25 protein-coding genes are annotated in these 26,071 nt (G+C 56.9%); 16 read left to right on the forward strand and 9 right to left on the reverse strand.

The genetic code is table 11. From position 1 onward, the window contains the following. Positions 1 to 116 precede the first annotated feature (116 nt). From flhB to AM329_RS03810, 5 genes are all read left to right on the forward strand, one after another. Entirely contained in the window at positions 117 to 1,265 is a 1,149-nt protein-coding gene (gene flhB / locus AM329_RS03790; protein ID WP_003859720.1) for a flagellar biosynthesis protein FlhB, read from the forward strand. Continuing rightward, complete coding sequence (gene flhA, locus AM329_RS03795) at positions 1,258 to 3,336, forward strand: flagellar biosynthesis protein FlhA (protein WP_003859723.1); 2,079 nt, start codon at positions 1,258 to 1,260, stop codon at positions 3,334 to 3,336. The genes flhB and flhA overlap by 8 nt, the downstream gene beginning before the upstream one ends. After that, positions 3,336 to 3,728: a flagellar protein FlhE gene (locus AM329_RS03800; protein ID WP_003859725.1), complete on the forward strand. Its 393-nt coding sequence runs from the start codon at positions 3,336 to 3,338 to the stop codon at positions 3,726 to 3,728. Before flhA ends, AM329_RS03800 begins: the two co-directional genes overlap by 1 nt. A gap of 261 nt (positions 3,729 to 3,989) precedes the next feature. Then, positions 3,990 to 5,573: an MFS transporter gene (locus AM329_RS03805; RefSeq protein ID WP_003859727.1), complete on the forward strand. Its 1,584-nt coding sequence runs from the start codon at positions 3,990 to 3,992 to the stop codon at positions 5,571 to 5,573. A 4-nt stretch (positions 5,574 to 5,577) separates the two neighbouring features. Next, on the forward strand, positions 5,578 to 6,717 hold the full coding sequence (locus AM329_RS03810) for a glycoside hydrolase family 105 protein (RefSeq protein WP_032610247.1): 1,140 nt from the start codon (positions 5,578 to 5,580) through the stop codon (positions 6,715 to 6,717). A 34-nt stretch (positions 6,718 to 6,751) separates the two neighbouring features. Here the strand turns inward: AM329_RS03810 and argS are convergent, their stop codons facing one another. After that, entirely contained in the window at positions 6,752 to 8,485 is a 1,734-nt protein-coding gene (argS, locus tag AM329_RS03815) for an arginine--tRNA ligase (RefSeq protein ID WP_032609527.1), read from the reverse strand. Positions 8,486 to 8,723: 238 nt separating this feature from the next. Between argS and AM329_RS03820 the strand changes: the two genes are divergently transcribed. Beyond that, positions 8,724 to 9,284, forward strand: coding sequence for a VOC family protein (locus tag AM329_RS03820; protein ID WP_032609525.1), 561 nt, complete (start codon positions 8,724 to 8,726; stop codon positions 9,282 to 9,284). Positions 9,285 to 9,362: 78 nt separating this feature from the next. Further along, entirely contained in the window at positions 9,363 to 10,106 is a 744-nt protein-coding gene (cutC, locus tag AM329_RS03825; protein ID WP_023324878.1) for a copper homeostasis protein CutC, read from the forward strand. A 260-nt stretch (positions 10,107 to 10,366) separates the two neighbouring features. Here the strand turns inward: cutC and cmoB are convergent, their stop codons facing one another. From cmoB to AM329_RS03850, 5 genes are read right to left on the reverse strand one after another with little or no spacing between them, the layout of a single operon-like run. Further along, on the reverse strand, positions 10,367 to 11,338 hold the full coding sequence (gene cmoB, locus AM329_RS03830; RefSeq protein WP_003859733.1) for a tRNA 5-methoxyuridine(34)/uridine 5-oxyacetic acid(34) synthase CmoB: 972 nt from the start codon (positions 11,336 to 11,338) through the stop codon (positions 10,367 to 10,369). Next, entirely contained in the window at positions 11,335 to 12,078 is a 744-nt protein-coding gene (gene cmoA / locus AM329_RS03835; protein WP_003859735.1) for a carboxy-S-adenosyl-L-methionine synthase CmoA, read from the reverse strand. Before cmoA ends, cmoB begins: the two co-directional genes overlap by 4 nt. A gap of 40 nt (positions 12,079 to 12,118) precedes the next feature. Next, a complete protein-coding gene (locus AM329_RS03840) occupies positions 12,119 to 12,514 on the reverse strand; it encodes an MAPEG family protein (RefSeq protein WP_032609523.1) in 396 nt (131 codons plus the stop codon). Between the two features lie 51 nt (positions 12,515 to 12,565). After that, complete coding sequence (locus tag AM329_RS03845) at positions 12,566 to 13,384, reverse strand: DUF72 domain-containing protein (RefSeq protein WP_032609521.1); 819 nt, start codon at positions 13,382 to 13,384, stop codon at positions 12,566 to 12,568. Beyond that, positions 13,381 to 13,947, reverse strand: coding sequence for a hydrolase (locus AM329_RS03850; RefSeq protein WP_032609519.1), 567 nt, complete (start codon positions 13,945 to 13,947; stop codon positions 13,381 to 13,383). The genes AM329_RS03845 and AM329_RS03850 overlap by 4 nt, the downstream gene beginning before the upstream one ends. Positions 13,948 to 14,209: 262 nt before the next feature. On the opposite strand from AM329_RS03850, the gene aspS reads away from it, so the two are divergent. From aspS to ruvB, 6 genes are all read left to right on the forward strand, one after another. Next, positions 14,210 to 15,982 (forward strand): aspartate--tRNA ligase, encoded by a 1,773-nt coding sequence (gene aspS, locus AM329_RS03855; RefSeq protein ID WP_003859743.1) that lies wholly within the window; start codon positions 14,210 to 14,212, stop codon positions 15,980 to 15,982. A 1-nt stretch (position 15,983) separates the two neighbouring features. Continuing rightward, positions 15,984 to 16,427, forward strand: a complete 444-nt coding sequence (nudB, locus tag AM329_RS03860) for a dihydroneopterin triphosphate diphosphatase (RefSeq protein ID WP_003859745.1) — start codon at positions 15,984 to 15,986, stop codon at positions 16,425 to 16,427. A gap of 27 nt (positions 16,428 to 16,454) precedes the next feature. Continuing rightward, on the forward strand, positions 16,455 to 17,195 hold the full coding sequence (locus AM329_RS03865) for a YebC/PmpR family DNA-binding transcriptional regulator (protein ID WP_003859747.1): 741 nt from the start codon (positions 16,455 to 16,457) through the stop codon (positions 17,193 to 17,195). Between the two features lie 34 nt (positions 17,196 to 17,229). Next, on the forward strand, positions 17,230 to 17,751 hold the full coding sequence (gene ruvC / locus AM329_RS03870; protein WP_003859749.1) for a crossover junction endodeoxyribonuclease RuvC: 522 nt from the start codon (positions 17,230 to 17,232) through the stop codon (positions 17,749 to 17,751). An 80-nt stretch (positions 17,752 to 17,831) separates the two neighbouring features. After that, entirely contained in the window at positions 17,832 to 18,446 is a 615-nt protein-coding gene (gene ruvA, locus AM329_RS03875; RefSeq protein ID WP_003859751.1) for a Holliday junction branch migration protein RuvA, read from the forward strand. A gap of 8 nt (positions 18,447 to 18,454) precedes the next feature. Next, positions 18,455 to 19,465: a Holliday junction branch migration DNA helicase RuvB gene (ruvB, locus tag AM329_RS03880; RefSeq protein ID WP_003859753.1), complete on the forward strand. Its 1,011-nt coding sequence runs from the start codon at positions 18,455 to 18,457 to the stop codon at positions 19,463 to 19,465. A gap of 52 nt (positions 19,466 to 19,517) precedes the next feature. On the opposite strand, the gene znuB is transcribed toward ruvB, so the two are convergent. Beyond that, positions 19,518 to 20,303 (reverse strand): zinc ABC transporter permease subunit ZnuB, encoded by a 786-nt coding sequence (gene znuB / locus AM329_RS03885; protein WP_003859755.1) that lies wholly within the window; start codon positions 20,301 to 20,303, stop codon positions 19,518 to 19,520. After that, complete coding sequence (gene znuC / locus AM329_RS03890) at positions 20,300 to 21,055, reverse strand: zinc ABC transporter ATP-binding protein ZnuC (protein WP_003859757.1); 756 nt, start codon at positions 21,053 to 21,055, stop codon at positions 20,300 to 20,302. The genes znuB and znuC overlap by 4 nt, the downstream gene beginning before the upstream one ends. A gap of 77 nt (positions 21,056 to 21,132) precedes the next feature. Here znuC and znuA point away from each other — a divergent pair, with 77 nt between their 5' ends. From znuA to lpxM, 3 genes are all read left to right on the forward strand, one after another. After that, the gene (gene znuA, locus AM329_RS03895) at positions 21,133 to 22,077 is read left to right on the forward strand and encodes a zinc ABC transporter substrate-binding protein ZnuA (RefSeq protein WP_032610246.1); all 945 of its coding nucleotides are present in this window, start codon (positions 21,133 to 21,135) and stop codon (positions 22,075 to 22,077) included. A 15-nt stretch (positions 22,078 to 22,092) separates the two neighbouring features. After that, complete coding sequence (gene mepM / locus AM329_RS03900) at positions 22,093 to 23,412, forward strand: murein DD-endopeptidase MepM (protein ID WP_003859762.1); 1,320 nt, start codon at positions 22,093 to 22,095, stop codon at positions 23,410 to 23,412. A gap of 117 nt (positions 23,413 to 23,529) precedes the next feature. Further along, entirely contained in the window at positions 23,530 to 24,501 is a 972-nt protein-coding gene (gene lpxM, locus AM329_RS03905) for a lauroyl-Kdo(2)-lipid IV(A) myristoyltransferase (protein ID WP_022651444.1), read from the forward strand. Positions 24,502 to 24,544: 43 nt separating this feature from the next. Here lpxM and pyk read toward each other — a convergent pair whose 3' ends face one another. Further along, positions 24,545 to 25,987, reverse strand: coding sequence for a pyruvate kinase (gene pyk, locus AM329_RS03910; RefSeq protein ID WP_003859767.1), 1,443 nt, complete (start codon positions 25,985 to 25,987; stop codon positions 24,545 to 24,547). Between the last annotated feature and the right edge of the window lie 84 nt (positions 25,988 to 26,071).

Consider the following 26,071-nt stretch of genomic DNA (forward strand, 5'->3'; position numbering starts at 1 on the left):
GAGGCAGCTCAGAACAAAAACAGCGAAAAGAGCCCGAATAAACGGGCTTTTCCCGCCATTGGATTTTCTCTGCGCTGGCATGATACCCGTGAATTAATGGGCTGCGAGCAGGCACAGTGGCAGAAGAGAACGACGACAAAACAGAAGCCCCCACACCCCACCGACTTGAAAAAGCCCGTGAGGATGGGCAGATCCCCCGATCCCGAGAGCTGACATCCCTGCTGATCCTGGTGGTGGGCGTCTGCATAATCTGGTGGGGCGGGGAGATGCTCGCCCGCAGACTGGCGGGAATGCTCTCTGCTGGCTTACGTTTTGATCACAGCATGGTCAATGACCCCAATCTGATCCTCATTCAAATCATCAACCTTGTGAAAAGCGCGATGATCGCCTTGCTGCCGCTGATCGCGGGCGTGGTCATCGTGGCCCTTGTTTCGCCGGTCATGCTCGGTGGCCTGGTGTTCAGCGGTAAATCGCTGCAACCGAAATTCTCCAAGCTCAACCCGCTACCCGGTATTGCGAAAATGTTCTCCGCGCAAACCGGGGCTGAGCTTCTTAAAGCGATCCTGAAATCGCTTCTTATGGGCAGTACAGCCGGGTTTTTTCTGTGGCACCACTGGCCGGAGATGATGCGCCTGATCAGCGAGTCCCCGATGACGGCGATGAAAAATGCCCTGAACCTGGTCGGGTTATGCTCGCTGCTGGTGGTACTCAGCATTATTCCGATGGTGGCGTTCGACGTTATCTTCCAGATCTATTCCCATATCAAAAAGCTGCGAATGTCGCGTCAGGACATCCGCGATGAATATAAACAGATGGAAGGCGACCCCCACGTTAAGGGCCGTATCCGGCAGATGCAGCGTGCCGCCGCGCGTCGGCGCATGATGGAAGATGTGCCGAAAGCCGACGTCATCGTCACCAACCCGACCCACTACTCCGTGGCGCTTCAGTACGACGAAAACAAAATGAGCGCGCCGAAAGTGGTGGCGAAAGGGGCCGGGCTGATTGCGCTGCGCATTCGTGAAATCGCGACGGAAAACCGCGTACCGATCCTGGAAGCACCGCCGCTGGCCCGTGCGCTGTATCGCCACGCGGAAATTGGACAACAGATCCCGGGCCAGCTCTACGCCGCTGTCGCAGAGGTGCTGGCCTGGGTGTGGCAACTGAAACGCTGGCGTTTAGCCGGCGGTCAACGACCTGTAAAACCTGAGAACCTTCCGGTGCCTGAAGCACTGGATTTTTTGAACGAGAAGGACACTGATGGCTAATCTGGTGGCAATGTTGCGCCTGCCCGGCAACCTGAAATCGACGCAATGGCAGATCCTTGCCGGACCGATTCTGATCCTGCTAATTCTGTCGATGATGGTGCTGCCGTTACCGGCATTTATTCTCGACCTGCTTTTCACCTTCAACATTGCGTTGTCCATCATGGTGTTGCTGGTGGCGATGTTCACCCAGCGCACGCTGGAGTTCGCCGCGTTTCCAACGATCCTGCTGTTCACCACGCTGCTGCGTCTGGCGCTGAACGTTGCCTCCACGCGTATCATCTTGATGGAAGGGCACACCGGCGCGGCGGCGGCGGGCAAGGTGGTCGAAGCCTTCGGTCACTTCCTGGTGGGCGGCAACTTCGCCATCGGTATCGTGGTGTTCGTCATTCTGGTGATTATCAACTTCATGGTTATCACTAAAGGTGCGGGGCGTATCGCAGAAGTAGGCGCGCGCTTCGTGCTCGACGGGATGCCGGGTAAGCAGATGGCCATCGACGCCGACCTGAATGCCGGGCTGATCGCGGAAGATGAAGCAAAAAAACGCCGTGCCGAAGTGACCCAGGAGGCAGATTTCTACGGCTCCATGGACGGTGCGAGTAAGTTTGTGCGCGGTGACGCCATCGCGGGCATTCTGATCATGGTGATTAACGTCGTCGGCGGCCTGCTTGTCGGCGTGCTGCAACACGGCATGGACATGGGCCACGCAGCGGAAAGCTATACGCTGCTGACCATTGGTGATGGTCTGGTGGCGCAGATCCCGGCGCTGGTGATCTCCACCGCGGCGGGTGTGATTGTGACCCGCGTCAGCACCGATCAGGATGTAGGCGAGCAGATGGTGGGGCAGTTGTTCAGCAACCCGCGCGTTATGCTGCTCTCCGCGGCGGTACTGGGCCTGCTCGGTATGGTGCCTGGCATGCCAAACCTGGTATTCCTGCTGTTTACTGCCGCGCTGCTGGGCCTTGCCTGGTGGATGCGTGGCCGTGAAACGCAGCCTAAGGCAGAGCCAGCGCCGGTCAAAATGCCTGAGAACACCCAGGCGGTGGAGGCCACCTGGAACGACGTTCAGCTCGAAGATTCGCTGGGGATGGAAGTGGGGTACCGCCTGATCCCGATGGTGGATTTCCAGCAGGATGGTGAACTGCTTGGCCGTATCCGCAGCATTCGTAAAAAATTCGCCCAGGATATGGGCTTCCTGCCGCCGGTGGTCCACATCCGGGACAACATGGATCTCCCGCCCGCGCGCTATCGCATCCTGATGAAAGGGGTAGAAATCGGCAGCGGTGATGCGTACCCCGGCCGCTGGCTGGCAATTAACCCGGGCACGGCCGCAGGCACGTTGCCGGGTGAGCAGACGACCGACCCGGCCTTTGGTCTGGCGGCAATCTGGATTGAGAGCGCTCTGAAAGAGCAGGCGCAGATCCAGGGTTACACGGTTGTTGAGGCCAGTACCGTGGTGGCGACGCACCTCAACCATCTGATTGGCCAGTTCTCTGCGGAACTGTTTGGTCGTCAGGAGGCGCAGCAGCTGCTCGACCGCGTAACGCAGGAGATGCCGAAACTGACCGAAGATTTAGTGCCGGGCGTGCTGACCTTAACCACCCTGCATAAAGTGCTGCAAAACCTGCTCGACGAGAAGGTGCCCATTCGCGATATGCGTACCATCCTTGAGACGCTGGCCGAACATGCGCCGCTGCAAAGCGATCCGCACGAACTGACGGCGGTGGTACGCGTGGCGCTCGGACGCGCCATTACCCAGCAATGGTTCCCGGGAACCGGCGAAGTGCAGGTCATTGGCCTGGATACGCCGCTGGAACGGCTGCTGCTTCAGGCGTTGCAGGGCGGTGGCGGGCTGGAGCCGGGTCTGGCGGACAGATTACTGGCGCAAACCCAGGAGGCGCTGGCGCGTCAGGAGATGCTGGGCGCGCCGCCGGTGCTGCTGGTGAATCATGCGCTGCGTCCGCTGCTGTCGCGCTTCCTGCGCCGGAGCCTGAACCAGCTGGTGGTGCTGTCGAATATGGAGCTGTCCGATAACCGCAATATTCGCATGACGGCGACCATAGGAGGGAAATAATGCGGAAGTGGCTGTGGATCTTACTTTTCCCGCTGGCGGCGCAGGCCGCAGGCGAGGGGGCATGGCAGGCCAGCAGTATAGGCTTAACGCTCAACCATCGCGGGGAGTCGATCTCCTCCCGTCCGTTGTCCGCCTCTGAGCCCGTGTCCGGGCAGATGACGCTGGTGGCCTGGAATTACACCCTGACGGGACCCACACCAGCCGGGTTGCGGGTGCGTCTGTGCTCGCTGACCCGCTGCGCGGAAATCGAGGGACAAAGTGGCACCACCCAGGCCTTCAACGGGGTGTCTGCTCAGGAGCCTTTACGCTTTATCTGGGAAGTGCCAGGCGGTGGACGTCTGATCCCGGCGCTGAAAGTTCAGCGCAACGAGGTGCTCGTCAACTACCGCTAACTGCCTGCCTTTTCACCAGTCTTCAGGCATTTCTGAAGGCTGGCTCGCAAAATTGACCTTCCCTTTTGATACAAAAGAAACGCTGTTTTATAAATCAGTGACACGCGTATTGACACTCTTTGCATTTTTGCCATTCACCCCTTTGTGATGGCAGAAACAGAAAGGTATCAACAGGTCGATACTTTTACTGTAGCCGTGTAAAAACTCCCGGACGAGGTTTGCTTACAGGGAGTCTCCCAAAACTGATTAGGGTTGACGGCAATGAAAACACGTAAAATTGGACTCGCAAATTATCTTGCTTACGGGTCAGGGGACTTCCTCGGGGCGGGAACCACCGCCCTGACGGCCGCCTGGCTTTTGTATTTTTATACCACCTTCTGTGGACTCACACCGATTGAAGCAACCTTTATCTTCGCCGCCGCAAGGGTGCTGGATGCGGTTGTCAGCCCGTTAATGGGCTTTTTAACCGATAACTTTGGCACCACCTGGCTGGGCAAGCGTTTTGGCCGTCGTAAGTTCTTCATCCTGCTCGGTATTCCCTGCGTTTTCAGCTACTCGCTGATGTGGGTAGGGGACATGAGTTTCTGGTACTACCTGCTGACCTATCTGATCTTTGATATCGTCTACACCATGATCCTGGTGCCATACGAAACGCTGGTGCCGGAGATGACGGACGATTTCAAACAGAAAACCAAATTCTCCGGGGCGCGTATCTCTATGGCGCAGATGTCCGCTATTCTGGCTTCCTTCCTCCCGGGGATCCTGCTCACGCATTTCGGCAAAGACAACGCGATCTCCTTCTTCTATGCAAGCCTGGTCTTCTCCGTACTCTGCGCACTGATGCTTACGTTCGTCTGGTTCTTTACCTGGGAGCGCCCGCGGGAAGAGTGGTCTGAAGCGGCCCTGCGTGCCGAAGAAGAGAAGAAAAAGCTGACCCTTGGGCAGAGCCTGAATCGCCTTTTTGTTGAATTAAGTTCGACGCTGCGTATCAAGATTTTCCGCCAGCATCTGGGGATGTACCTTGGCGGCTACATCGCACAGGACGTCTTTAATGCCGTGTTTACCTATTACGTGGTATTTGTGCTGATGCAGGAGGCGTCAATGGCGTCCAACCTGCTGGGCACGATGGCCATCTTCCAGTTCCTCGCCGTGATCGGCATGATCCCGCTGTGCATTCGCTTCGGACCTGCGCCGTCTTACCGCATGGTGGTCGTGCTGTTTGGTCTGGCTTCGCTCTCTTACGCGGTACTTTATTACGCGGGCCTGAGCGACGTTTACGCTCTGCTGCTGCTGATCTCTGCGGTTGCCGGTCTTGGTCGCGGGGGGATCAACTACGTACCGTGGAATACCTACACCTACATTGCGGACGTGGACGAAGTGATCACCGGTCAGCGTCGCGAAGGGATCTTCGCGGGCATCATGACGCTGACCCGTAAAGCGTCTCAGGCCGGTGCGGTGATGCTGGTGGGGATCGTGATGCAGATGTCGGGCTTTGTCAGCGGGCAAAAAGTGCAGCCTGCGGAAGTGAGCCACACTATCCTGATGATCCTGAGCGTCGGCACCATTCTGGTACTGTTCTGCGGCTTCCTGGTCTCCCTGCGCTTCAAACTCAATTTGCAGACCCACAGCACCCTGCGTGAAGAGACCGCGAAAATGCGCGAGTCCGGCCATGCGATGCCAGAGGCGGTGACCCCGCAGGCCCGCGCCACCGTGGAGATGCTGGCCGGTATGCCGTATGAATCCCTGTGGGGCAACAACAATATCGGTTATCTGAATCGCAATAAGCCGGCGGCCCCTTCGCTGAAGGATCGCGCGGTACTGAATTCGACATACAACAGAGGTTAAGATGATGAAAGTTTGGCCTGTCAAACATAGCCCGTTACTGCGTCAGCCTGAGCGCTTTATCGCCAGGGATGAGCTGAAATCGCTGATTCAAAAGGTGACGCATAACCTGGTCAATATCCACGACAAAACGGGTGAGTTTTTGCTGCGGCTGGACGACGGGCGCGTGATCGACACCAAAGGCTGGGCCGGATGGGAATGGACCCACGGCGTCGGTTTATACGGTATCTGGCAGTATTACTGCCAGACCGGTGACGAAGGCATGCGCGAGGTTATCGACAGCTGGTTTACTGACCGTTTCGCTGAAGGCGCAACCACCAAAAACGTGAATACCATGTCGCCGTTCCTGACGCTGGCGTATCGCTACGAAGAGACCAAAAACCCGGCCTGGCTGCCGTGGCTGGAAAGCTGGGCGGAATGGGCGATGAATGATATGCCGCGCACCGAACATGGTGGCATGCAGCACATCACCCTGGCGGAAGAGAACCATCAGCAAATGTGGGATGACACGCTGATGATGACGGTGCTGCCGCTGGCGAAAATCGGCAAGCTGCTGAACAAGCCGGAGTACGTCGAGGAGGCGATCTATCAGTTCCTGCTCCACGTACAGAACCTGATGGATCGGGAGACGGGGCTGTGGTTCCACGGCTGGAATTACGACGGCAATCACAACTTTGCCCGGGCCCGCTGGGCGCGCGGCAACAGCTGGCTGACCATCGTGATCCCGGATTTCCTCGAGCTGGTGGATCTGCCGGAAAACAACGCCGTTCGTCGCTATCTGGTGCAGGTACTGAACGCGCAGATCGCCGCACTGGCAAAATTTCAGGACGAGAGTGGCTTGTGGCATACGCTGCTGGACGATCCTGAATCTTATCTGGAGGCGTCGGCCACGGCAGGGTTTGCCTACGGCATTCTGAAAGCCGTGCGCAAGCGTTATGTCGGCGCAGAGTACGCAGAGGTGGCGGAGAAAGCGATTCGCGGTATCGTGAAAAACATCTCGCCGGAAGGGGAGCTGCTGCAAACCTCGTTCGGGACCGGGATGGGAAGCGATCTGGCGTTTTACCGCCAGATACCGCTCACGTCGATGCCGTACGGGCAGGCGATGGCGATACTGTGCCTGACGGAGTATTTGCGGAAGTATTTCTGATAATAAAAAACCCGGCGCTTGCCGGGTTTATTTTTTACATACGCTCTACGGTTTCGATACCCAGAGTATCCAGACCGAGCTTCAGGGTCTTCGCCGTCAGCTGCGCGAGCTTCAGGCGGCTGTGGCGCACCGCTTCGCTCTCGGCAGAGAGGATAGGGCAGTGTTCGTAGAAGCCAGAGAACAGACCGGCCAGATCGTACAGGTAAGCACACATAACGTGCGGCGTACCGTCACGCGCGACCACGGAGAGCGTCTCTTCGAACTGAAGCAGGCGGGCAGCCAGCTGTGCTTCACGGTCTTCGGTAATAGACACCGTAGCATTCGCCAGCACGCTTTCGTCGATATTGGCTTTACGGAAGACGGAGAGTACGCGGGTATAAGCGTACTGCATGTATGGCGCCGTGTTGCCTTCAAACGCCAGCATGTTGTCCCAGTCGAAGATATAGTCGGTGGTACGGTTCTTGGAGAGATCCGCGTATTTCACCGCGCCAATTCCCACCGCGTTAGCAAGTTTCTCCAGCTCGTCAGCAGGCATGTCCGGGTTCTTCTCGGCCACCAGGCGACGCGCGCGTTCCAGCGCTTCATCCAGCAGATCGGAAAGCTTCACGGTGCCGCCCGCACGGGTTTTGAACGGCTTACCGTCTTTACCCAGCATCATGCCGAACATGTGATGTTCCAGCGGCACGGAATCCGGCACATAACCCGCTTTACGCACGATAGTCCACGCCTGCATCAGATGCTGATGCTGACGGGAGTCGATGTAATACAGCACGCGGTCCGCATGCAGGGTTTCGTAACGGTATTTCGCACAGGCGATGTCGGTGGTGGTGTAAAGATAGCCGCCATCCTTTTTCTGGACGATCACGCCCATCGGTTCGCCTTCCTTGTTTTTATACTCATCAAGGAACACCACCGTTGCGCCTTCGCTTTCCACCGCCAGATTTTTAGCTTTCAGGTCCGCCACAATGCCTGGCAGCATCGGGTTATACAGGCTTTCACCCATCACGTCGTCACGGGTCAGGGTCACGTTCAGACGATTATAGGTAAGCTGGTTCTGGGACATGGTAATGTCCACCAGCTTGCGCCACATCTCGAGGAAGTACGGGTCGCCACCTTGAAGTTTCACCACGTAGCTGCGCGCGCGCTCGGCGAAGGCTTCGTCTTCGTCATAGTGCTTTTTGGCTTCACGGTAGAAACCTTCCAGGTCTGCCAGCGCCATTTCGCCTGCGTTTTCCTGCTGCTGTTTTTCCAGATACGCGATCAGCATGCCGAACTGCGTGCCCCAGTCGCCTACGTGGTTAGCGCGGATCACCTTGTGACCAAGGAACTCCAGGGTACGCACTGCCGCGTCACCGATGATGGTGGAGCGCAGGTGACCGACGTGCATCTCTTTCGCCACGTTTGGCGCGGAGTAGTCAACCACCACGGTCTGCGCTTCTGGCTGAGCCACGCCCAGACGGTCAGATTTCAGCGCCGCGTCAACGTGGCTTGCCAGGAATGCAGGCTCAAGGAAAATGTTGATAAAGCCTGGACCGGCGATTTCGGTTTTGCTGGCGATGCCGGTGAGATCCAGATGCGTCAGTACCTGCTCAGCGAGCTGTCGCGGCGGCATGCCCAGTTTTTTAGCCACTGCCATCACGCCATTAGCCTGATAGTCGCCAAACTGTACTTTCGCTGACTGACGAACCTGTGGTTCGCAATCCGCAGGCGCACCTGCGGCAATCAGTGCCTGACTGACTTTTTCTGAGAGAAGAGCCTGAATATTCACCTGGATACCTTACGTTTTTGATGCGGGTAAAAAACACCCACGCCAGTTTAAGAATTTAGGGCGGGAGTATACTGCAAATGCCTTCGGGCGTCAGCCCTGCGGGGGGCGAAGATCGCTCAGAATCCAGGCGAAGACGGTATGCATAATCATGCAGTCGAAAAAACCGTGATTCTGCGGTTGGTCGACAGGGGGCAACAGAGTAAATTAGCGGCTTTGCTACACGAAACGAGACTGACCTATGGCGAACTGGCACACCATTGACGAACTGCATGATATTTCCGCAGATTTACCGCGCTTCACCCAGGCGTTCACAGAACTTGCCACCCGTCTCGGGCTGGATATCGCGCCGCTTGAGGCCGATCACATCTCTTTGCGCTGCCACCAGAATGCCACCGCCGAACGCTGGCGGCGTGGCTTTGAACAGTGCGGAGAACTGCTGTCGGAGAATATCATTAACGGTCGCCCGATCTGCCTGTTCAAACTTCATGCGCCGGTAACGGTGGCGCACTGGCAATTCACCGTTGTGGAACTGCCCTGGCCAGGAGAGAAGCGTTATCCGCACGAAGGCTGGGAGCATATCGAAATTGTTCTGCCTGGGGAGCCCGAGACGCTGAACGCCCGTGCGCTGACGCTGCTTTCCGACGAGGGGTTAAGCCAGCCGGGTATTTTCGTCAAAACCAGCTCGCCAAAAGGGGAGCGCGAACGCTTACCGAACCCTACGCTTGCCGTAACGGACGGCAACGTGACGGTGAAATTCCATCCCTGGACTATCGAGCAGATCGTCGCCAGCGAAGCGTAAGCATTGTGAGCGTCGATCCAGACACCAATCGGGCAACGTGCCACGATGATACGTTGAGTGAAATTTAAGGAGGATGACATGGCGCTGCTGGAAATTTGTTGTTACAGCGTGGAGTGTGCCGTCACTGCGCAACGGCACGGGGCCGATCGCATCGAGCTTTGCGCGGCACCGAAAGAAGGAGGATTAACCCCGTCCTCTGGCGTGCTGAAATCAGCCCGTCAGGCCATCACTATTCCGGTGCACCCGATTATTCGCCCGCGCGGCGGTGATTTTTGTTATACGGCGGGTGAGTTCAGTGCCATGCTTGAGGATATCGCCCTCGTCCGTGATTTAGGTTTTCCGGGGCTGGTGATCGGTGTACTGGACGAAGACGGCAACATCGATCTTCCGCGTATGCGTCAGGTCATGCGCGCCGCCCGGGGGATGGCGGTCACTTTTCATCGTGCGTTCGATATGTGTCAAGATCCGATACAAGCCTTTGATACGCTGGCAGAACTGGGCGTGGCGCGCGTTCTGACGTCGGGCCAGCAGTCCTCGGCTGAAAAAGGACTGAAATTAATTACGGAACTAAAAGCACATTCCGGTGTTCCAATAATCATGGCGGGCGCAGGAGTACGCGCCAGCAATCTGGAACTGTTTTTAAACGCAGGGGTGGAAGAGCTGCACAGCTCAGCGGGTAAATGGATACCTTCACCCATGCGTTATCGCAATACAGGGTTGTCAATGTCGACGGATGCTGAAGCGGATGAGTACTCGCGCTACGGTGTGGATGGAGAGTCGGTTGCGGTAATGAAATCGTTGATTGAACGTCATCACGTGTAGCAACGTACCGGTTTTTACCGCGCATCATGTCGCCCAATATGATGCTTGCTTGTACCAGGCCCCTGCAAATTACACAGGGGCCTTTTTTTCTCCTTCATATTTCAAGCCGCAGCCGCGTTGGCCGCCTCGCTCACCCCGGTCACTTACTGATGTAAGCTCCCGGGGATTCGCTGCGTTGCCGCCTTGCTGCAACTTGAACTATTTTGGAGAAAACGTGCGACGCGTAGGCCGGGTAAGGCGCAGCCGCCACCCGGCACAAACTACGGCTTCGTCGCAATCAATACCGCACGCATCGGGGCCGGATAGCCTTCGATGGTTTTACTGTGATCGTCCGGGTCGAGGAATTGCTCCAGCGATTCGGTGATCATCCAGTCGGTGCGACGCTGTTCTTCAATCGACGTCACGCACACATCGGCGATGCGTACATCGACAAACCCACATTTCTCCAGCCAGTTCTTCAGCGCCAGCGCGGAAGGGATGAAGTAAACGTTGCGCATCTGCGCATAGCGATCGCCCGGCACCAGAACGGCATGTTCATCGCCTTCGATAACCAACGTTTCGAGCACCAGTTCGCCGCCGCTGACCAGCTGATCTTTCAATTGCCAGAGATGCTCCAGCGGGGAACGACGGTGGTACAGCACGCCCATCGAGAAAACGGTATCAAAGGCTTTCAGGGCAGGGAGTTGCTCGATACCCAGCGGCAACAGGTGCGCACGCTGGTCGTTACCCAACAGCTTACGCACCGCTTCAAACTGGCACAGGAACAGCTGCATCGGATCGATACCGACGACCAGATGCGCGCCTGCGCCGATCATGCGCCACATGTGATAGCCGCTACCGCAGCCCACGTCCAGAATGGTGCGCCCGGTCAGGTCGGATAAATGCGGCAGAACGCGATCCCACTTCCAGTCAGAGCGCCACTCGGTGTTGATGTTTACGCCGTAAAGTGAAAACGGCCCTTTGCGCCACGGCATCAGGTTGCGCATCAGCGTTTCGATGCGGTTGATCTGCCCGGCCGGGAGCGGCTCTTCGCTCTCCGCCGTCACGCTGTGCAGTAAATCCAGACGATGAGGCGTCAGTTCAGGCAGAAACTCCACGGCGTTGGACCACTGCTTCAACAGACCATGCTGCTGATCGCGCTGCCAGGTGGCAATTTGCGCAGGCAGGGTTTCCAGCCAGTGGGAAAGATGGTTTTTGGCAATCAGCTGATAGAAATTACCGAACTCGATCATGCTGCGTCTCCGGCTTTCAGCGCCACCAGAGAACCAAAGTTAAAGCACTGGAACCACAGTTCGCTGTGTTCAAATCCGGCTTTGCGCAGGCGCGCTTTGTGGGTTTCTACGGAATCCGTCAGCATGACGTTTTCAAGCATGCTGCGCTTCTGGCTGATCTCCAGCTCGCTGTAGCCATTTGCACGCTTGAAATCATGGTGCATGTTGAACAGCAGTTCGCCCACGCTGGCATCTTCAAAGCTGAATTTCTCAGATAACACCAGCGCGCCGCCCGGGTTCAGGCCTTGATAAATTTTATCCAGCAACCGCTGACGATCGTCCGGCACCAGGAACTGAAGGGTAAAGTTCAGGACCACCATCGAGGCGTTCTGGATGTCGATATCGCGGATATCGCCTTCTACCACCTCCACAGGCGTAGGGGCTTTATACGCGTCAATGTGGCGACGGCAGCGTTCGACCATGGCCGGTGAGTTATCGACAGCCACAATCTTGCAGCCTTCGTGATGAACGTTACGACGAATGGACAGCGTTGCCGCTCCCAGCGAACAGCCCAGGTCATAGACCTGCGTGCCGGGTTGAACAAAACGCTCCGCCAGCATGCCGATCATGGAGATAATATTGGAATAACCGGGAACAGAGCGCTGGATCATATCCGGGAAGACTTCGGCTACCCGTTCATCAAAGGTCCAGTCGCCCAGGCTGGCGATAGGCGCGGAAAAAAGCGTGTCGCGATCTGACATAACGTAAAAATCCGGGAAAAATAAAGGGGCATATTGTGCGCTAATGGAAGGAGAAAACCAACTCCCACGGCATATACCAAAGGTTAGCCAGCACCATCAGCAAAAGCGAGCACCAGGTCGCGCTCATGCCGGAACGACGCCAGCGGATCAGGCGGTGGTGAAAACCATAATAATGCATCAAACGCCCTGCTATCAGCAGCAGCCCGCAGACGTGCACCATCCAGGTTTCAGCGCCATCCATCTCCATTAACAGCAGTAAAATTAACGCGGCGGGAATGTACTCGACGGCGTTGCCGTGGATCCGGATTGCGCTTTGCAGCTCAGAAAAGCCCCCGTCACCGTACGAGACGCGGTACTGCATTCTCAGGCGCACAACATCAAATGAAAACTTAATCAGCAGTAATGCACCTAACACCGCATACAGCGCGCTGACCATACTAACTCCCTGTTTTTGGCAGATGGCACGTCTCTATGATAGGGGGTGATTTCAGAAAAGAGAAGATTGTTGTGGGATGGACGGCGCGGGGCCAACCGACGGAACCGCCTGCTGCAAGGCCTGCCAGAGAGCATCGACCAGTTCAGGCGCCTGTGCGATATCCGGCGTATGTAAAAAAAGGTACGGCGTGGTGGTGTGCTCCCATTTCGCCAGCGTTTGCAGCCAGACGGCGAACATCTCCTCATTTTGCTGCATGTTATCGCTGCCGATAAACCGGACCATCGGGTTCTGCGCCGTTACGATCGCATGGACGGGCACTTTCGGTTTTTTGCGCTGGGCATCAACAACGGCTTCGCTGTGCGGGATTGCGCTGTGCACGGGGCGGCTGTCGAGGATCACGCGGTTGACCGATCGTTCATGCAGGCCGCGATTGAGCGCTTTCTCCGCGTCGCCTTTGGCAAAGAATTCCGGATGCCTCACTTCTACGCCGTAGGTGAAATCAAGTGGCAGGGCCTCGAGAAACTGCCAGAGGGCGGGCAGGTCGCGTGGGCCAAACGCGGCGGGAAGCTGGAGCCAGTACTGGCCAATACGGTTGGCCAGAGGCGACATCCGGGTGAAAAACTCGTGGGTTAAATCATCGCAGTTGCGCAGCGCGGCGTTGTGGGAGATGGTCGCCGGGAATTTAAAGCAAAAGCGGAAGTCGTCGGTGGTTTGCTCACGCCAGCGTTCGACGATCTCCGCGCGGGGCAGGGCGTACAGCGTGGTATTGCCCTCCACGCAGTTAAAGTGTCGGGCATACTCTTCAAGGCTGGTAATACCCAGGCGCACCCATTTCGGGTGCGACCACTGGGGCAGGCCCACGTACATCATAGCGCGCTGAGGATCTCATCCGTGCTGCGCACGCGACCGATACGCGGGAAGATATGGGTCATGCTGCACTGGTGCTGATCCGCAGAGGCTGCGCTGCACGCATCTTCCGCGATCACCAGGTTAAAGCCCAGCTCCCAGGCGTTACGGGCGGTGGATTCCACACCGATATTGGTGGAGATCCCGCACAGAATAATCGTGTCGATCCCGCGACGGCGCAGCTGGAGCTCCAGGTCGGTGCCGTAGAATGCGCCCCACTGGCGTTTGGTGACTTCTATATCGCTGTCGCGTTTACCGAGCGAGACAGGATATGTCCACCAGTTGTCCGGCAGCGCCTGCGCCGGGGCCTGAGCATCAACCGGCTGTTTTAACGCTTCGGCGAAATCAGCGGACCAGCCGACGCGCACCATAACAACAGGCGAGCCGCTGGCGCGGCATTTTTCTGCCAGGCGCGCAGCGCGGCTGACCACATCGTCAGCGGTGTGCGGACCACCGGCAAAAGGCAGAATGCCTTCCTGTAAATCAATGACCACAAGGGCGGTTTTGGTGGCATCAAGTGTAAACATCGTCGCTCCCGTCAAATGATTGCTTTTCTACACCTTACGACGTGATGGCCTGTTATCGGTCGGATAATTTTGTTAATTTTTGTGAGAATAGGCAATAAGAGTTCAGCAAACGCGCGTCAGGTCGTGCTTCGCTCTTATCGTGCGGCAGAATTTCCAGTATAATAGCCGCCTTTTTTCATCCAGTTGTGACATACAGAAAGCTGCGACATCGTAGCCTGCGAGACAGGCGACAATCAGCCTGCGGCTAATTAAGGGATATCTCATGCGTACAGAATATTGCGGGCAGCTGCGTCAGTCCCACGTCGGGCAGCAGGTCACCCTGTGTGGTTGGGTCAATCGTCGTCGCGATCTTGGTAGCCTTATCTTTATTGATATGCGTGACCGCGAAGGTATCGTTCAGGTGTTCTTCGATCCGGATCGCGCTGATGCGTTGAAGCTGGCTTCTGAGCTGCGCAATGAGTTCTGCATTCAGGTGACGGGCACCGTGCGTGCGCGTGACGAGAAAAACGTCAACGCCGACATGGCGACCGGCGCTATCGAAGTGCTGGCGTCCGATCTGACGATCATCAACCGCGCGGAAGCGTTGCCGCTGGACTCCAACCACGTCAACACCGAAGAAGCGCGTCTGAAATACCGCTACCTGGATCTGCGTCGTCCGGAAATGGCTCAGCGCCTGAAAACCCGTGCGAAAATCACCAGCCTGGTGCGCCGTTTTATGGATGACCACGGTTTCCTTGATATCGAAACCCCGATGCTGACCAAAGCCACGCCGGAAGGCGCGCGCGATTACCTGGTGCCATCCCGCGTCCATAAAGGCAAATTCTATGCGCTGCCGCAGTCTCCACAGCTGTTCAAACAGCTGCTGATGATGTCTGGCTTCGATCGCTACTATCAGATCGTGAAATGCTTCCGCGACGAAGACCTGCGCGCTGACCGTCAGCCAGAATTTACCCAGATCGATGTGGAAACCTCCTTCATGACCGCTGAGCAGGTGCGTGAAGTGATGGAAGCCCTGGTACGTAGCCTGTGGAACGACGTGAAAGGCGTCGAACTGGGCGATTTCCCAATCATGACCTTCGCGGAAGCCGAGCGTCGCTACGGCTCCGACAAACCAGACCTGCGTAACCCGATGGAGCTGGTGGACGTGGCAGACCTGGTGAAAGCCGTTGAGTTCGCGGTCTTTGCTGGCCCGGCTAACGATCCGAAAGGCCGCGTGGCGGCACTGCGCGTGCCGGGCGGAGCGGCTCTGAGCCGTAAGCAGATCGACGACTACGGCAACTTCATCAAGATCTACGGCGCGAAAGGTCTGGCCTATATTAAAGTGACCGAGCGTGCGAAAGGTCTGGAAGGTATCACCAGCCCGGTGGCGAAATTCCTGAACGCGGACATCGTGGAAGCGATCCTGGAGCGCACCGGCGCGCAGGACGGCGACATGATCTTCTTCGGCGCAGATAACAAGAAAGTGGTTGCGGATGCGATGGGCGCGCTGCGTCTGAAGCTCGGCAAAGACCTGAACCTGACCGACGAAAGTAAATGGGCGCCGCTGTGGGTGATCGACTTCCCGATGTTTGAAGACGACGGTGAAGGCGGCCTGACCGCGATGCACCACCCGTTCACCTCGCCAAAAGACATGACGCCGGCAGAGCTGAAGGCAGCACCGGAAGACGCAGTGGCAAACGCCTACGATATGGTCATCAACGGCTACGAAGTGGGCGGTGGTTCCGTGCGTATTCACAGCGGTGAAATGCAGCAGACCGTGTTCGGCATCCTGGGCATCAACGAACAGGAGCAGCGCGAGAAGTTCGGCTTCCTGCTGGACGCGCTGAAATACGGTACGCCTCCGCACGCGGGTCTGGCTTTCGGTCTTGACCGTCTGACCATGCTGCTGACCGGCACCGATAACATCCGTGATGTGATCGCCTTCCCGAAAACCACTGCCGCCGCGTGTCTGATGACCGAAGCGCCAAGCTTTGCCAACCCGGCCGCACTGGCTGAGCTGGGCATTGAGGTGGTGAAGAAGGAAGAGAAAAACTGATATGGCATATAAGCGTCCCGTTTCGGTTCTGGTGGTCATTTATGCAGAAGACACGAAGCGGGTGCTGATGTTGCAGCGGCGCGACGATCCGGATTTCTGGCAGTCGGTTACCGGCAGCCTGGAAGAGGGGGAGACCGCACCGCAGGCCGCCGCGCGTGAAGTAAAGGAAGAGGTCGCCATTGATGTTGCTTACGAGCAACTGACCCTGAAGGACTGTCAGCGCACGGTGGAGTTTGAAATTTTTAGCCATTTACGTCATCGCTATGCACCGGGAATTGAGCGCAATACGGAATCATGGTTCTGCCTTGCGCTTCCCCATGAGCGGGAGATCGTGTTCACGGAACACCTGACCTACCGCTGGGTGGATGCGGCGGATGCCGCCGCACTGACCAAGTCGTGGAGCAACCGGCAGGCGATTGAAGAATTTGTAATTAACGCTGCCTGAGAAGGCGCGATTTTTGGAGAACTTTTTATGGCAGGTCATAGTAAGTGGGCCAACACCAAACACCGCAAAGCGGCACAGGATGCCAAACGCGGTAAAATCTTTACCAAAATCATTCGTGAGCTGGTGACAGCGGCGCGTCTGGGCGGCGGCGATCCGGCCTCTAACCCACGTCTGCGCGCAGCGGTGGATAAAGCCCTGTCCAACAACATGACGCGTGACACCCTGAACCGTGCAATCGCACGTGGCGTGGGCGGTGATGAAGACGCGAACATGGAAACCATCATTTATGAAGGTTACGGTCCTGGCGGTACGGCGGTGATGGTTGAGTGTCTGTCCGACAACCGTAACCGTACCGTTGCGGAAGTGCGCCACGCGTTCACCAAAACCGGCGGCAACCTGGGCACTGACGGTTCTGTAGCGTACCTGTTCAGCAAAAAAGGCGTCATCTCCTTCGAGAAAGGCGACGAAGATGCGATCATGGAAGCGGCGCTGGAAGCCGGTGCGGAAGACGTGGTGACCTACGACGACGGCGCTATTGATGTTTACACCGCATGGGAAGAGATGGGTGCCGTGCGCGATGCGCTGGAAGCGGCTGGCCTGAAGGCGGATAACGCTGAAGTCTCCATGATCCCGTCTACCAAAGCGGACATGGATGCGGAAACCGCACCGAAACTGCTGCGTCTGATCGACATGCTCGAAGACTGCGACGACGTACAGGAAGTGTACCACAACGGTGAAATCTCTGATGAGGTTGCAGCGACTCTCTGATGAGAGCGTGTAGATCCGTTACAGGAGACGCGTGATGTCGATTATCCTCGGGATTGACCCAGGCTCACGCGTCACCGGGTATGGCGTTATCCGTCAGGTGGGACGCCAGTTAACCTACCTCGGCAGTGGGTGTATTCGCACCAAAGTGGACGATCTGCCGTCGCGCCTGAAGCTCATCTATGCGGGCGTGTCGGAGATCATCACTCAGTTTCAGCCGGACTATTTCGCCATCGAGCAGGTCTTTATGGCGAAAAACGCTGACTCGGCGTTAAAGCTCGGTCAGGCGCGCGGCGTGGCGATTGTTGCCGCCGTGAACCAGGATCTGCCGGTGTTCGAGTATGCGGCCCGTCAGGTTAAGCAGACGGTGGTGGGCATTGGTAGCGCGGAGAAAAGCCAGGTGCAGCACATGGTGCGTACCCTGCTGAAGCTCCCTGCGAACCCGCAGGCCGACGCCGCGGATGCGCTGGCCATTGCGATTACCCACTGTCACGTCAGCCAGAATGCGATGCAAATGAGCGAGTCGCGGCTCAATCTGGCGCGAGGCAGGTTACGATAATGACAAATCAGGCTGGATGTTTATCCAGCCTTTTTTTATTATGTCGGCAGATAATTTCTTCCAGAACGCAGGAGCGTCACGTGATAGGCAGACTCAGAGGCATCATCATTGAAAAACAACCCCCGTTAGTGCTGCTGGAAGTGGGTGGCGTGGGCTATGAAGTCCATATGCCGATGACCTGCTTCTACGAGCTTCCGGAGGCGGGCAAAGAGGCGGTTGTCTTTACCCAGTTTGTGGTGCGTGAAGACGCTCAGCTGCTGTACGGATTCAATAACAAACAGGAACGCACCCTGTTCCGCGAATTGATCAAAACCAACGGCGTCGGGCCGAAGCTGGCGCTTGCGATTCTGTCCGGTATGTCAGCGCCACAGTTTGTGAACGCCGTTGAGCGTGAAGATCCGGCTGCGTTAATTAAACTTCCGGGCATCGGGAAGAAAACTGCCGAGCGTTTAATTGTCGAGATGAAGGACCGCTTTAAAGGTCTGCATGGCGATCTGTTCACGCCGGCAGCCGATCTGGTGCTGACTTCCCCGGGCGCGCCTGCATCGGATGATGATGCCGAGCAGGAAGCGGTTGCCGCGCTGGTGGCGCTGGGCTATAAACCTCAGGAGGCCAGCCGGATGGTGAGCAAAATTGCTAAACCGGATGCCAGCAGTGAAACCCTGATTCGTGAAGCGCTGCGCGCTGCATTGTGAGGTAAAGGATGATTGAAGCAGACCGCCTGGTATCGGCAGGCACCATTCAGCCAGATGACGTGGTGGATCGCGCGATCCGTCCCAAACTGCTGGATGAGTATATCGGCCAGCCGCAGGTTCGTTCTCAGATGGAGATTTTCATCCAGGCGGCAAAGCTGCGCGGCGATGCGCTCGATCACCTGCTGATTTTTGGTCCGCCGGGGTTAGGTAAAACCACCCTGGCGAATATCGTCGCCAACGAAATGGGCGTTAACCTGCGTACCACTTCCGGCCCGGTACTGGAGAAAGCAGGGGACCTGGCGGCGATGCTGACCAACCTCGAACCGCATGACGTGCTGTTTATCGACGAGATCCATCGCCTGTCGCCGGTGGTGGAGGAAGTGCTCTATCCGGCAATGGAGGATTACCAGCTGGATATCATGATCGGTGAAGGTCCGGCCGCGCGCTCGATCAAAATCGATCTGCCACCGTTTACCCTGATTGGCGCCACGACCCGCGCCGGCTCGCTGACCTCTCCACTGCGTGACCGTTTTGGTATCGTGCAGCGTCTGGAGTTTTATCAGGTGCCCGACCTTCAGCATATTGTGGGGCGCAGCGCGCGCTACATGGGGCTGGATATGAGCGAAGAGGGGGCGTTTGAAGTGGCGAAGCGCTCCCGCGGTACGCCGCGTATCGCCAACCGCCTGCTGCGCCGGGTGCGTGACTTTGCCGAGGTGAAGCACGACGGCACTATATCGGCCGAGATCGCCGCCCAGGCGCTGGATATGCTGAACGTCGATGCTGAAGGTTTTGACTATATGGACCGTAAGCTGCTGCTGGCGGTGCTGGATAAGTTCTTTGGCGGGCCAGTAGGGCTGGATAACCTGGCGGCGGCAATTGGCGAAGAGCGTGAGACTATCGAAGATGTGCTGGAGCCGTATCTGATCCAGCAAGGCTTCTTGCAGCGTACCCCGCGCGGTCGTATGGCGACGGTGCGGGCGTGGAATCATTTCGGCATTACGCCGCCCGCGATGCCGTAAGTAGCGATAAATTCTAGCCCCGGTAAGCGAAGCGCCACCGGGGACATGCTGACTACTGCGCGGTCTTTTTCATCATACTGAAAATAAACAACACCGCCGCGCACAATACCACCGACGGCCCCGCTGGCGTGTCATAAAACGCCGAGAAGGTTAACCCGCCCGTCACCGCAATCATTCCGATAATCACCGCGATACCGGCCATTTGCTCCGGCGTACGCGCAAAACGGCGCGCCGTGGCGGCAGGGATTATCAGCAGCGACGTGATGATCAGCGCGCCGACAAACTTCATCGCCACACCGATGGTTAACGCCGTCACCAGCATCAACAGCAGCTTCACGCGCTGAAGCTTCACGCCGTCGACAAAGGCCAGATCCGGGCTGACGGTCATCGCCAGTAAACTCCGCCACTGCCACAGCAGGATCCCGAGCACCACCGCCACGCCAATGGCAATGGAAATGAGATCTTCGGGCGTGACGGCCAGCAGATCGCCAAACAGGTAGGCCATCAGATCTACGCGGATGTTTGACATCAGGCTCACTACCACTAGGCCCAGCGACAGGGCGCTGTGCGCCATAATGCCGAGCAGGGTATCAATTGCCAGGTGAGGGCGTTTTTCCAGCCAGACCAGACCGGCAGCCAGCAGCAGCGTGACGACAATCACCGCATAAAACGGGTTCACGTCCAGTAATAAACCAAACGCGACACCCAGCAATGAAGCATGGGCCAGCGTATCGCCGAAATAGGACATTCTGCGCCAGACGACAAACGAGCCGAGTGGACCCGCGGCGCAGGCAAGCATAATCCCGGCCAGCCAGCCGGGCAGTAACAGTTCAATCATGAGTGTCCATTTCCCCGACGCAGGACAATTCGTCCCTGTAAATCATGGCGGTGATTGTGATTATGGCGATAGATGCCCAGCTGTTCGGCGCCACGATGGCCAAACATGGAGATAAATTCGGGATGCATTGACACCACTTCCGGCGTGCCGGAACAACAAATGTGATGGTTCAGGCACAGTACTTCGTCGGTTTTGGCCATCACCAGATGCAGATCATGGGAGACCATCAGCACCGCGCAGTTAAGCTCCCGACGGAGCTGGTCAATCAGATCGTACAGCGCAACCTGACCGTTGACGTCAACACCCTGCGTCGGCTCGTCCAGGACCAGCAGCTGAGGGCTGCTGAGCAGGGCACGGGCAAGCAATACGCGCTGGGTTTCACCGCCCGACAGCTTTTGCAAGGGCGCCTCAACAAGATGTCCCGCCTGAACGCGTTTCAGCGCCGGGAGGATATCCGCTTTACGCGTACCGGGACGGAGGCGCAGGAAGCGGCTCACCGTCAGGGGCAGGGTGGCATCAAGATGTAATTTTTGCGGCACATAGCCGATACGCAATTTGTCTTCGCGGACGATAACACCTGCGTCAGGGGCTACCAGGCCTAATACGACGCGCACCAGCGTCGATTTGCCTGCACCGTTAGGGCCGAGCAGCGTGAGTATTTTGCCGGGCTTCAGATTCAGCGACACGTCAGAAAGGACGCGGCGCTGGCCGAATGAGACCGAAACATTTTCAAGAGAAACTAAAGTCGTCATGTCAATTTAAGCTTGCAGAAGTCATCGAATGTTATAATATCACATTCCACGCATTCATTACGATGATTAGTCGCATTATGTTACAGAAAAATACGCTTCTTTTCGCAGCTTTATCCGCTGCTCTTTGGGGTACAACAGCACAAGATGTTAACGCCGCTGTTGTCGCTTCGCTTAAACCGCTTGGATTTATCGCCTCTGCCATCGCGGACGGGATCACTGAGACACAGGTTCTGCTGCCTGACGGGGCTTCCGAGCATGATTATTCTCTGCGTCCATCTGATGTAAAACGCTTACAGAACGCGGACTTAGTCGTCTGGATTGGTCCTGAGATGGAAGCGTTCATGCAGAAGTCAGCCAGACAGCTTCCCGCTGAGAAACAGGTGACGATTGCCGGGCTGTCCGGCGTGAAACCGTTACTCATGAAAGGAGCTGAGGACGAGGGTGATGAGCATGACCACGACCATGCTCATGGTGAAAAAGGTGACGACCATCACCATCACGGTGAATACAACATGCATCTCTGGCTCTCCCCAGAGATAGCGCGGCTTACAGCGGTTGCAATCCACGACAAATTAGTGGAACTTATGCCGCAAAGTCGAATCAAACTCGACGCCAACCTGAAGGATTTTGAGGCTCAATTAGCCGCAACCGACAAACAGGTGGGTAACGAGCTCGCACCGCTTAAAGGAAAAGGGTACTTCGTTTTTCATGATGCCTACGGGTATTACGAGAAACATTACGGTCTGACCCCGCTGGGGCATTTTACCGTCAACCCTGAAATTCAGCCTGGTGCGCAGCGTTTACATGAAATCAGAACACAGTTGGTTGAGCAAAAAGCGACATGCGTTTTTGCTGAGCCACAGTTCAGGCCAGCGGTCGTAGAAGCCGTGGCCAGGGGAACATCCGTGCGCATGGGAACCCTTGACCCGCTAGGTACGAACATCCAGTTGAGCAAAGCGAGCTATTCGCAGTTCCTCAGCCAACTGGCGAATCAGTATGCGAGCTGCCTGAAAGGAGATTAACGAGGAAGTGAATACGTGCAACAGATAGCCCGCTCTGTCGCCCTGGCATTTAACAATCTGCCTCGACCCCACCGCGTTATGCTGGGGTCGCTTACAGTTCTCACATTAGCGGTCGCCGTCTGGCGGCCCTATGTTTACCACCCGAGTTCCGCCCCAATCATCAAAACCATCGAACTGGAGAAGAGCGAGATCCGCTCTCTGCTGCCCGAGGCCAGCGAGCCTATCGATCAGGCCGCTCAGGAAGATGAAGCGATTCCCCAGGATGAGCTGGATGACAAGATCCAGAATGAAGCTGGCATTCATGAATATGTTGTATCCACTGGCGATACGCTGAGCAGCGTCCTGAACCAGTACGGTATCGACATGGGCAACATCAGCCAGCTCGCCGCATCCGATAAAGAGCTGCGTAACCTGAAAATTGGTCAGCAACTTTCCTGGACCTTAACGCCCGACGGCGATCTGCAACGTCTGACCTGGGAGATGTCCCGTCGCGAAACCCGCACCTACGATCGCACTGCAAACGGTTTCAAAATGACCAGTGAATTGCAGCAGGGCGACTGGGTTAACAGCGTCATGAAAGGAACCGTCGGCGGCAGCTTTGTTTCCAGCGCACGCGATGCCGGCCTGACCAGCGCTGAAATCAGCTCGGTGATCAAAGCCATGCAGTGGCAGATGGATTTCCGCAAACTGAAAAAAGGCGATCAGTTCTCTGTCCTGATGTCCCGCGAAATGCTGGACGGTAAGCGCGAGCAGAGCCAGCTGGTGGGCGTTCGTCTGCGTTCAGACGGCAAAGACTACTACGCTATTCGCGCGGAAGACGGTAAGTTCTATGACCGCAGCGGTACGGGTCTGGCAAAAGGCTTCCTGCGTTTCCCAACGGCGAAACAGTTCCGCGTCTCCTCCAACTTTAACCCGCGTCGTCTGAACCCGGTAACGGGCCGCGTAGCGCCGCACCGTGGCGTTGACTTCGCTATGCCGCAGGGCACGCCAGTGCTGGCGGTAGGAGATGGTGAAGTGGTCATGGCGAAACGCAGCGGTGCTGCTGGCTATTACGTTGCTATTCGTCACGGTCGTACGTACACCACCCGCTACATGCACCTGCGTAAACTGCTGGTCAAACCGGGCCAGAAGGTGAAACGTGGCGATCGCATCGCGCTGTCCGGTAACACCGGCCGGTCGACGGGGCCGCACCTGCACTATGAAGTGTGGATCAACCAGCAGGCGGTTAACCCGCTGACGGCGAAACTGCCGCGCACCGAAGGGCTGACCGGGAAAGATCGCAAAGATTACCTGGCGCAGGTGAAAGAGGTGATGCCGCAGCTTCGCTTCGACTAAGCTCTCCTGATTTAAAAAGCCGGCGTCAGTATGCGCCGGCTTTTTCTTTTGTGCGCGGGCGGCAGCCTCGCTACACTATCCGCATATATTTTTGCGTCACCAGACCCTGGAACCCGCATGGAAACCAAAAAAAACAATATTGAGTACATTCCTGAGTTTGAAAAATCTTTTCGCCACCCGCGTAACTGGGGCGCCTGGATTGGCGTATATGCGTTTGCTGGCATGGCGTTGCTACCTGCTTCCCTTCGCGATCCGGTGCTCGGTAAAGTGGGGCGCCTGGCAGGGCGCTTGGGTAAAAGCGCGCGCCGACGCGCGCAAATAAACCTGTTGTACTGTTTCCCGGATAAAAGCGACGCTGAACGCGAAGCAATCATTGATGACATGTATACCACTGCGCCGCAGGCGATGGCGATGATGGCGGAACTGGCACTGAAAGGGCCGGAGAAGATCGTCGAACGCGTTGACTGGAAAGGGCTGGAGATCATCGACGAGATGCGTCGCAATGATGAAAAGGTGATTTTCCTGGTGCCGCACGGCTGGGGGGTCGACATTCCGGCGATGTTAATGGCGTCGCAGGGCCAGAAAATGGCGGCGATGTTCCATAATCAGGGAAACAAAATCTACGATTTCGTCTGGAATACCGTGCGCCGTCGCTTTGGCGGACGCTTGCACGCCCGAAACGATGGCATTAAGCCTTTCATTCAGTCGGTACGTCAGGGTTACTGGGGCTACTATCTGCCCGATCAGGACCATGGTCCTGAGCACAGCGAGTTTGTCGATTTCTTCGCAACCTATAAAGCCACGCTACCAGCGATTGGTCGCCTGATGAAAGTCTGCCGCGCCCGCGTGATCCCACTGTTCCCGGCTTATGACGGTAAAACGCATCGCCTGAGCATTGAGGTACGTCCGCCGATGGACGATCTGCTGACCGCAGACGATCACACCATCGCACGACGCATGAATGAAGAGGTGGAAGTGCTGGTGGGGCCGCATAAGGAGCAATATACGTGGATCCTGAAGCTGCTCAAAACGCGTAAACCTGGCGAAACAGAGCCGTACAAGCGTAAAGAACTTTTCCCGAAGAAATAGGAAACCTTCACCCCTCTCCCCTTAGGGGAGAGGGGATCAGAGCTTACTCTACGGTCAGTACGCGGGTGGTATTGGTTGAGCCGATGGTGCTCATCACGTCACCCTGCGTCACGATAACGATATCACCGGATACCAGATAACCTTTGTCGCGCAGCAGGTTCACGGCATCGTGCGCGGCGGCCACGCCGTCGTTGGTGCTGTCGAAGTATACTGGCGTCACGCCGCGATACAGCGCCGTCAGGTTCAGCGTACGCTCGTGACGGGACATGGCGAAGATCGGCAGACCGGAGCTGATACGGGACGTCATTAGCGCGGTACGGCCAGATTCGGTCATGGTGATGATCGCCGTGACCCCTTTCAGGTGGTTGGCTGCGTACATCGCGGACATCGCAATCGCTTCTTCCACATTGTCGAACTGGATATCCAGGCGGTGCTTGGAGACGTTAATGCTTGGGATCTTCTCTGCACCCAGGCAGACGCGCGCCATGGCGGCCACGGTTTCCGCCGGATACTGGCCCGCCGCGGTTTCCGCTGACAGCATCACCGCGTCAGTACCATCCAGCACGGCGTTCGCCACGTCCATGACTTCTGCACGGGTCGGCATTGGGTTGGTGATCATGGATTCCATCATCTGGGTGGCGGTGATCACCGCGCGGTTCAGCTGACGCGCGCGACGGATCAGCGCTTTCTGGATACCGACCAGTTCAGGGTCGCCAATTTCCACGCCCAGGTCACCACGGGCAACCATCACCACGTCAGACGCCAGGATCACGTCGTCCATCGCGTCCTGATCGCAGACCGCTTCAGCGCGTTCCACTTTTGCAACGATTTTCGCATCGCAGCCTGCATCGCGCGCCAGGCGGCGAGCATAGTTCAGATCTTCACCGCAGCGCGGGAAGGAGACGGCCAGATAATCCACGCCGATCTGCGCTGCGGTCACGATATCCGCTTTGTCTTTATCGGTCAGCGCTTCGGCAGACAGGCCACCGCCGAGTTTGTTGATGCCTTTGTTGTTGGAGAGCGGGCCGCCGACGGTCACTTCGGTGAACACCTTCATACCCTGAACTTCCAGCACTTTCAGCTGTACGCGTCCGTCGTCCAGCAGCAGGATGTCGCCAGGCACAACGTCAGCAGGCAGACCTTTGTAGTCGATACCCACTTTTTCCTTATCGCCTTCGCCTTTGCTCAGGTTGGCGTCCAGCAGGAATTTATCGCCGATGTTGAGGAAGACTTTGCCTTCTTTAAAGGTCGATACGCGGATTTTTGGACCTTGCAGGTCACCGAGGATAGCAACATGGCGGCCCAGTTTAGCTGCGATTTCACGCACTTTGTCGGCACGTAATTTATGGTCTTCTGGCGTACCGTGAGAGAAGTTCATACGCACCACGTTAGCACCCGCGGCGATAATCTTTTCGAGGTTATTATCGCGGTCGGTGGCCGGGCCTAAGGTGGTGACGATCTTGGTTCTGCGAAGCCTTCTGGACATGTAATACTCCGTTGACTGAAACAACTTTGGTGTTGCGTGAACATAGAATCGGCCTTCATCTATCGCAAGGCAGTAGCGAGGGGA

This window comes from Enterobacter cloacae complex sp. AR_0002 (assembly GCF_001922365.1).
GTDB lineage: Bacteria > Pseudomonadota > Gammaproteobacteria > Enterobacterales > Enterobacteriaceae > Enterobacter > Enterobacter hormaechei_C.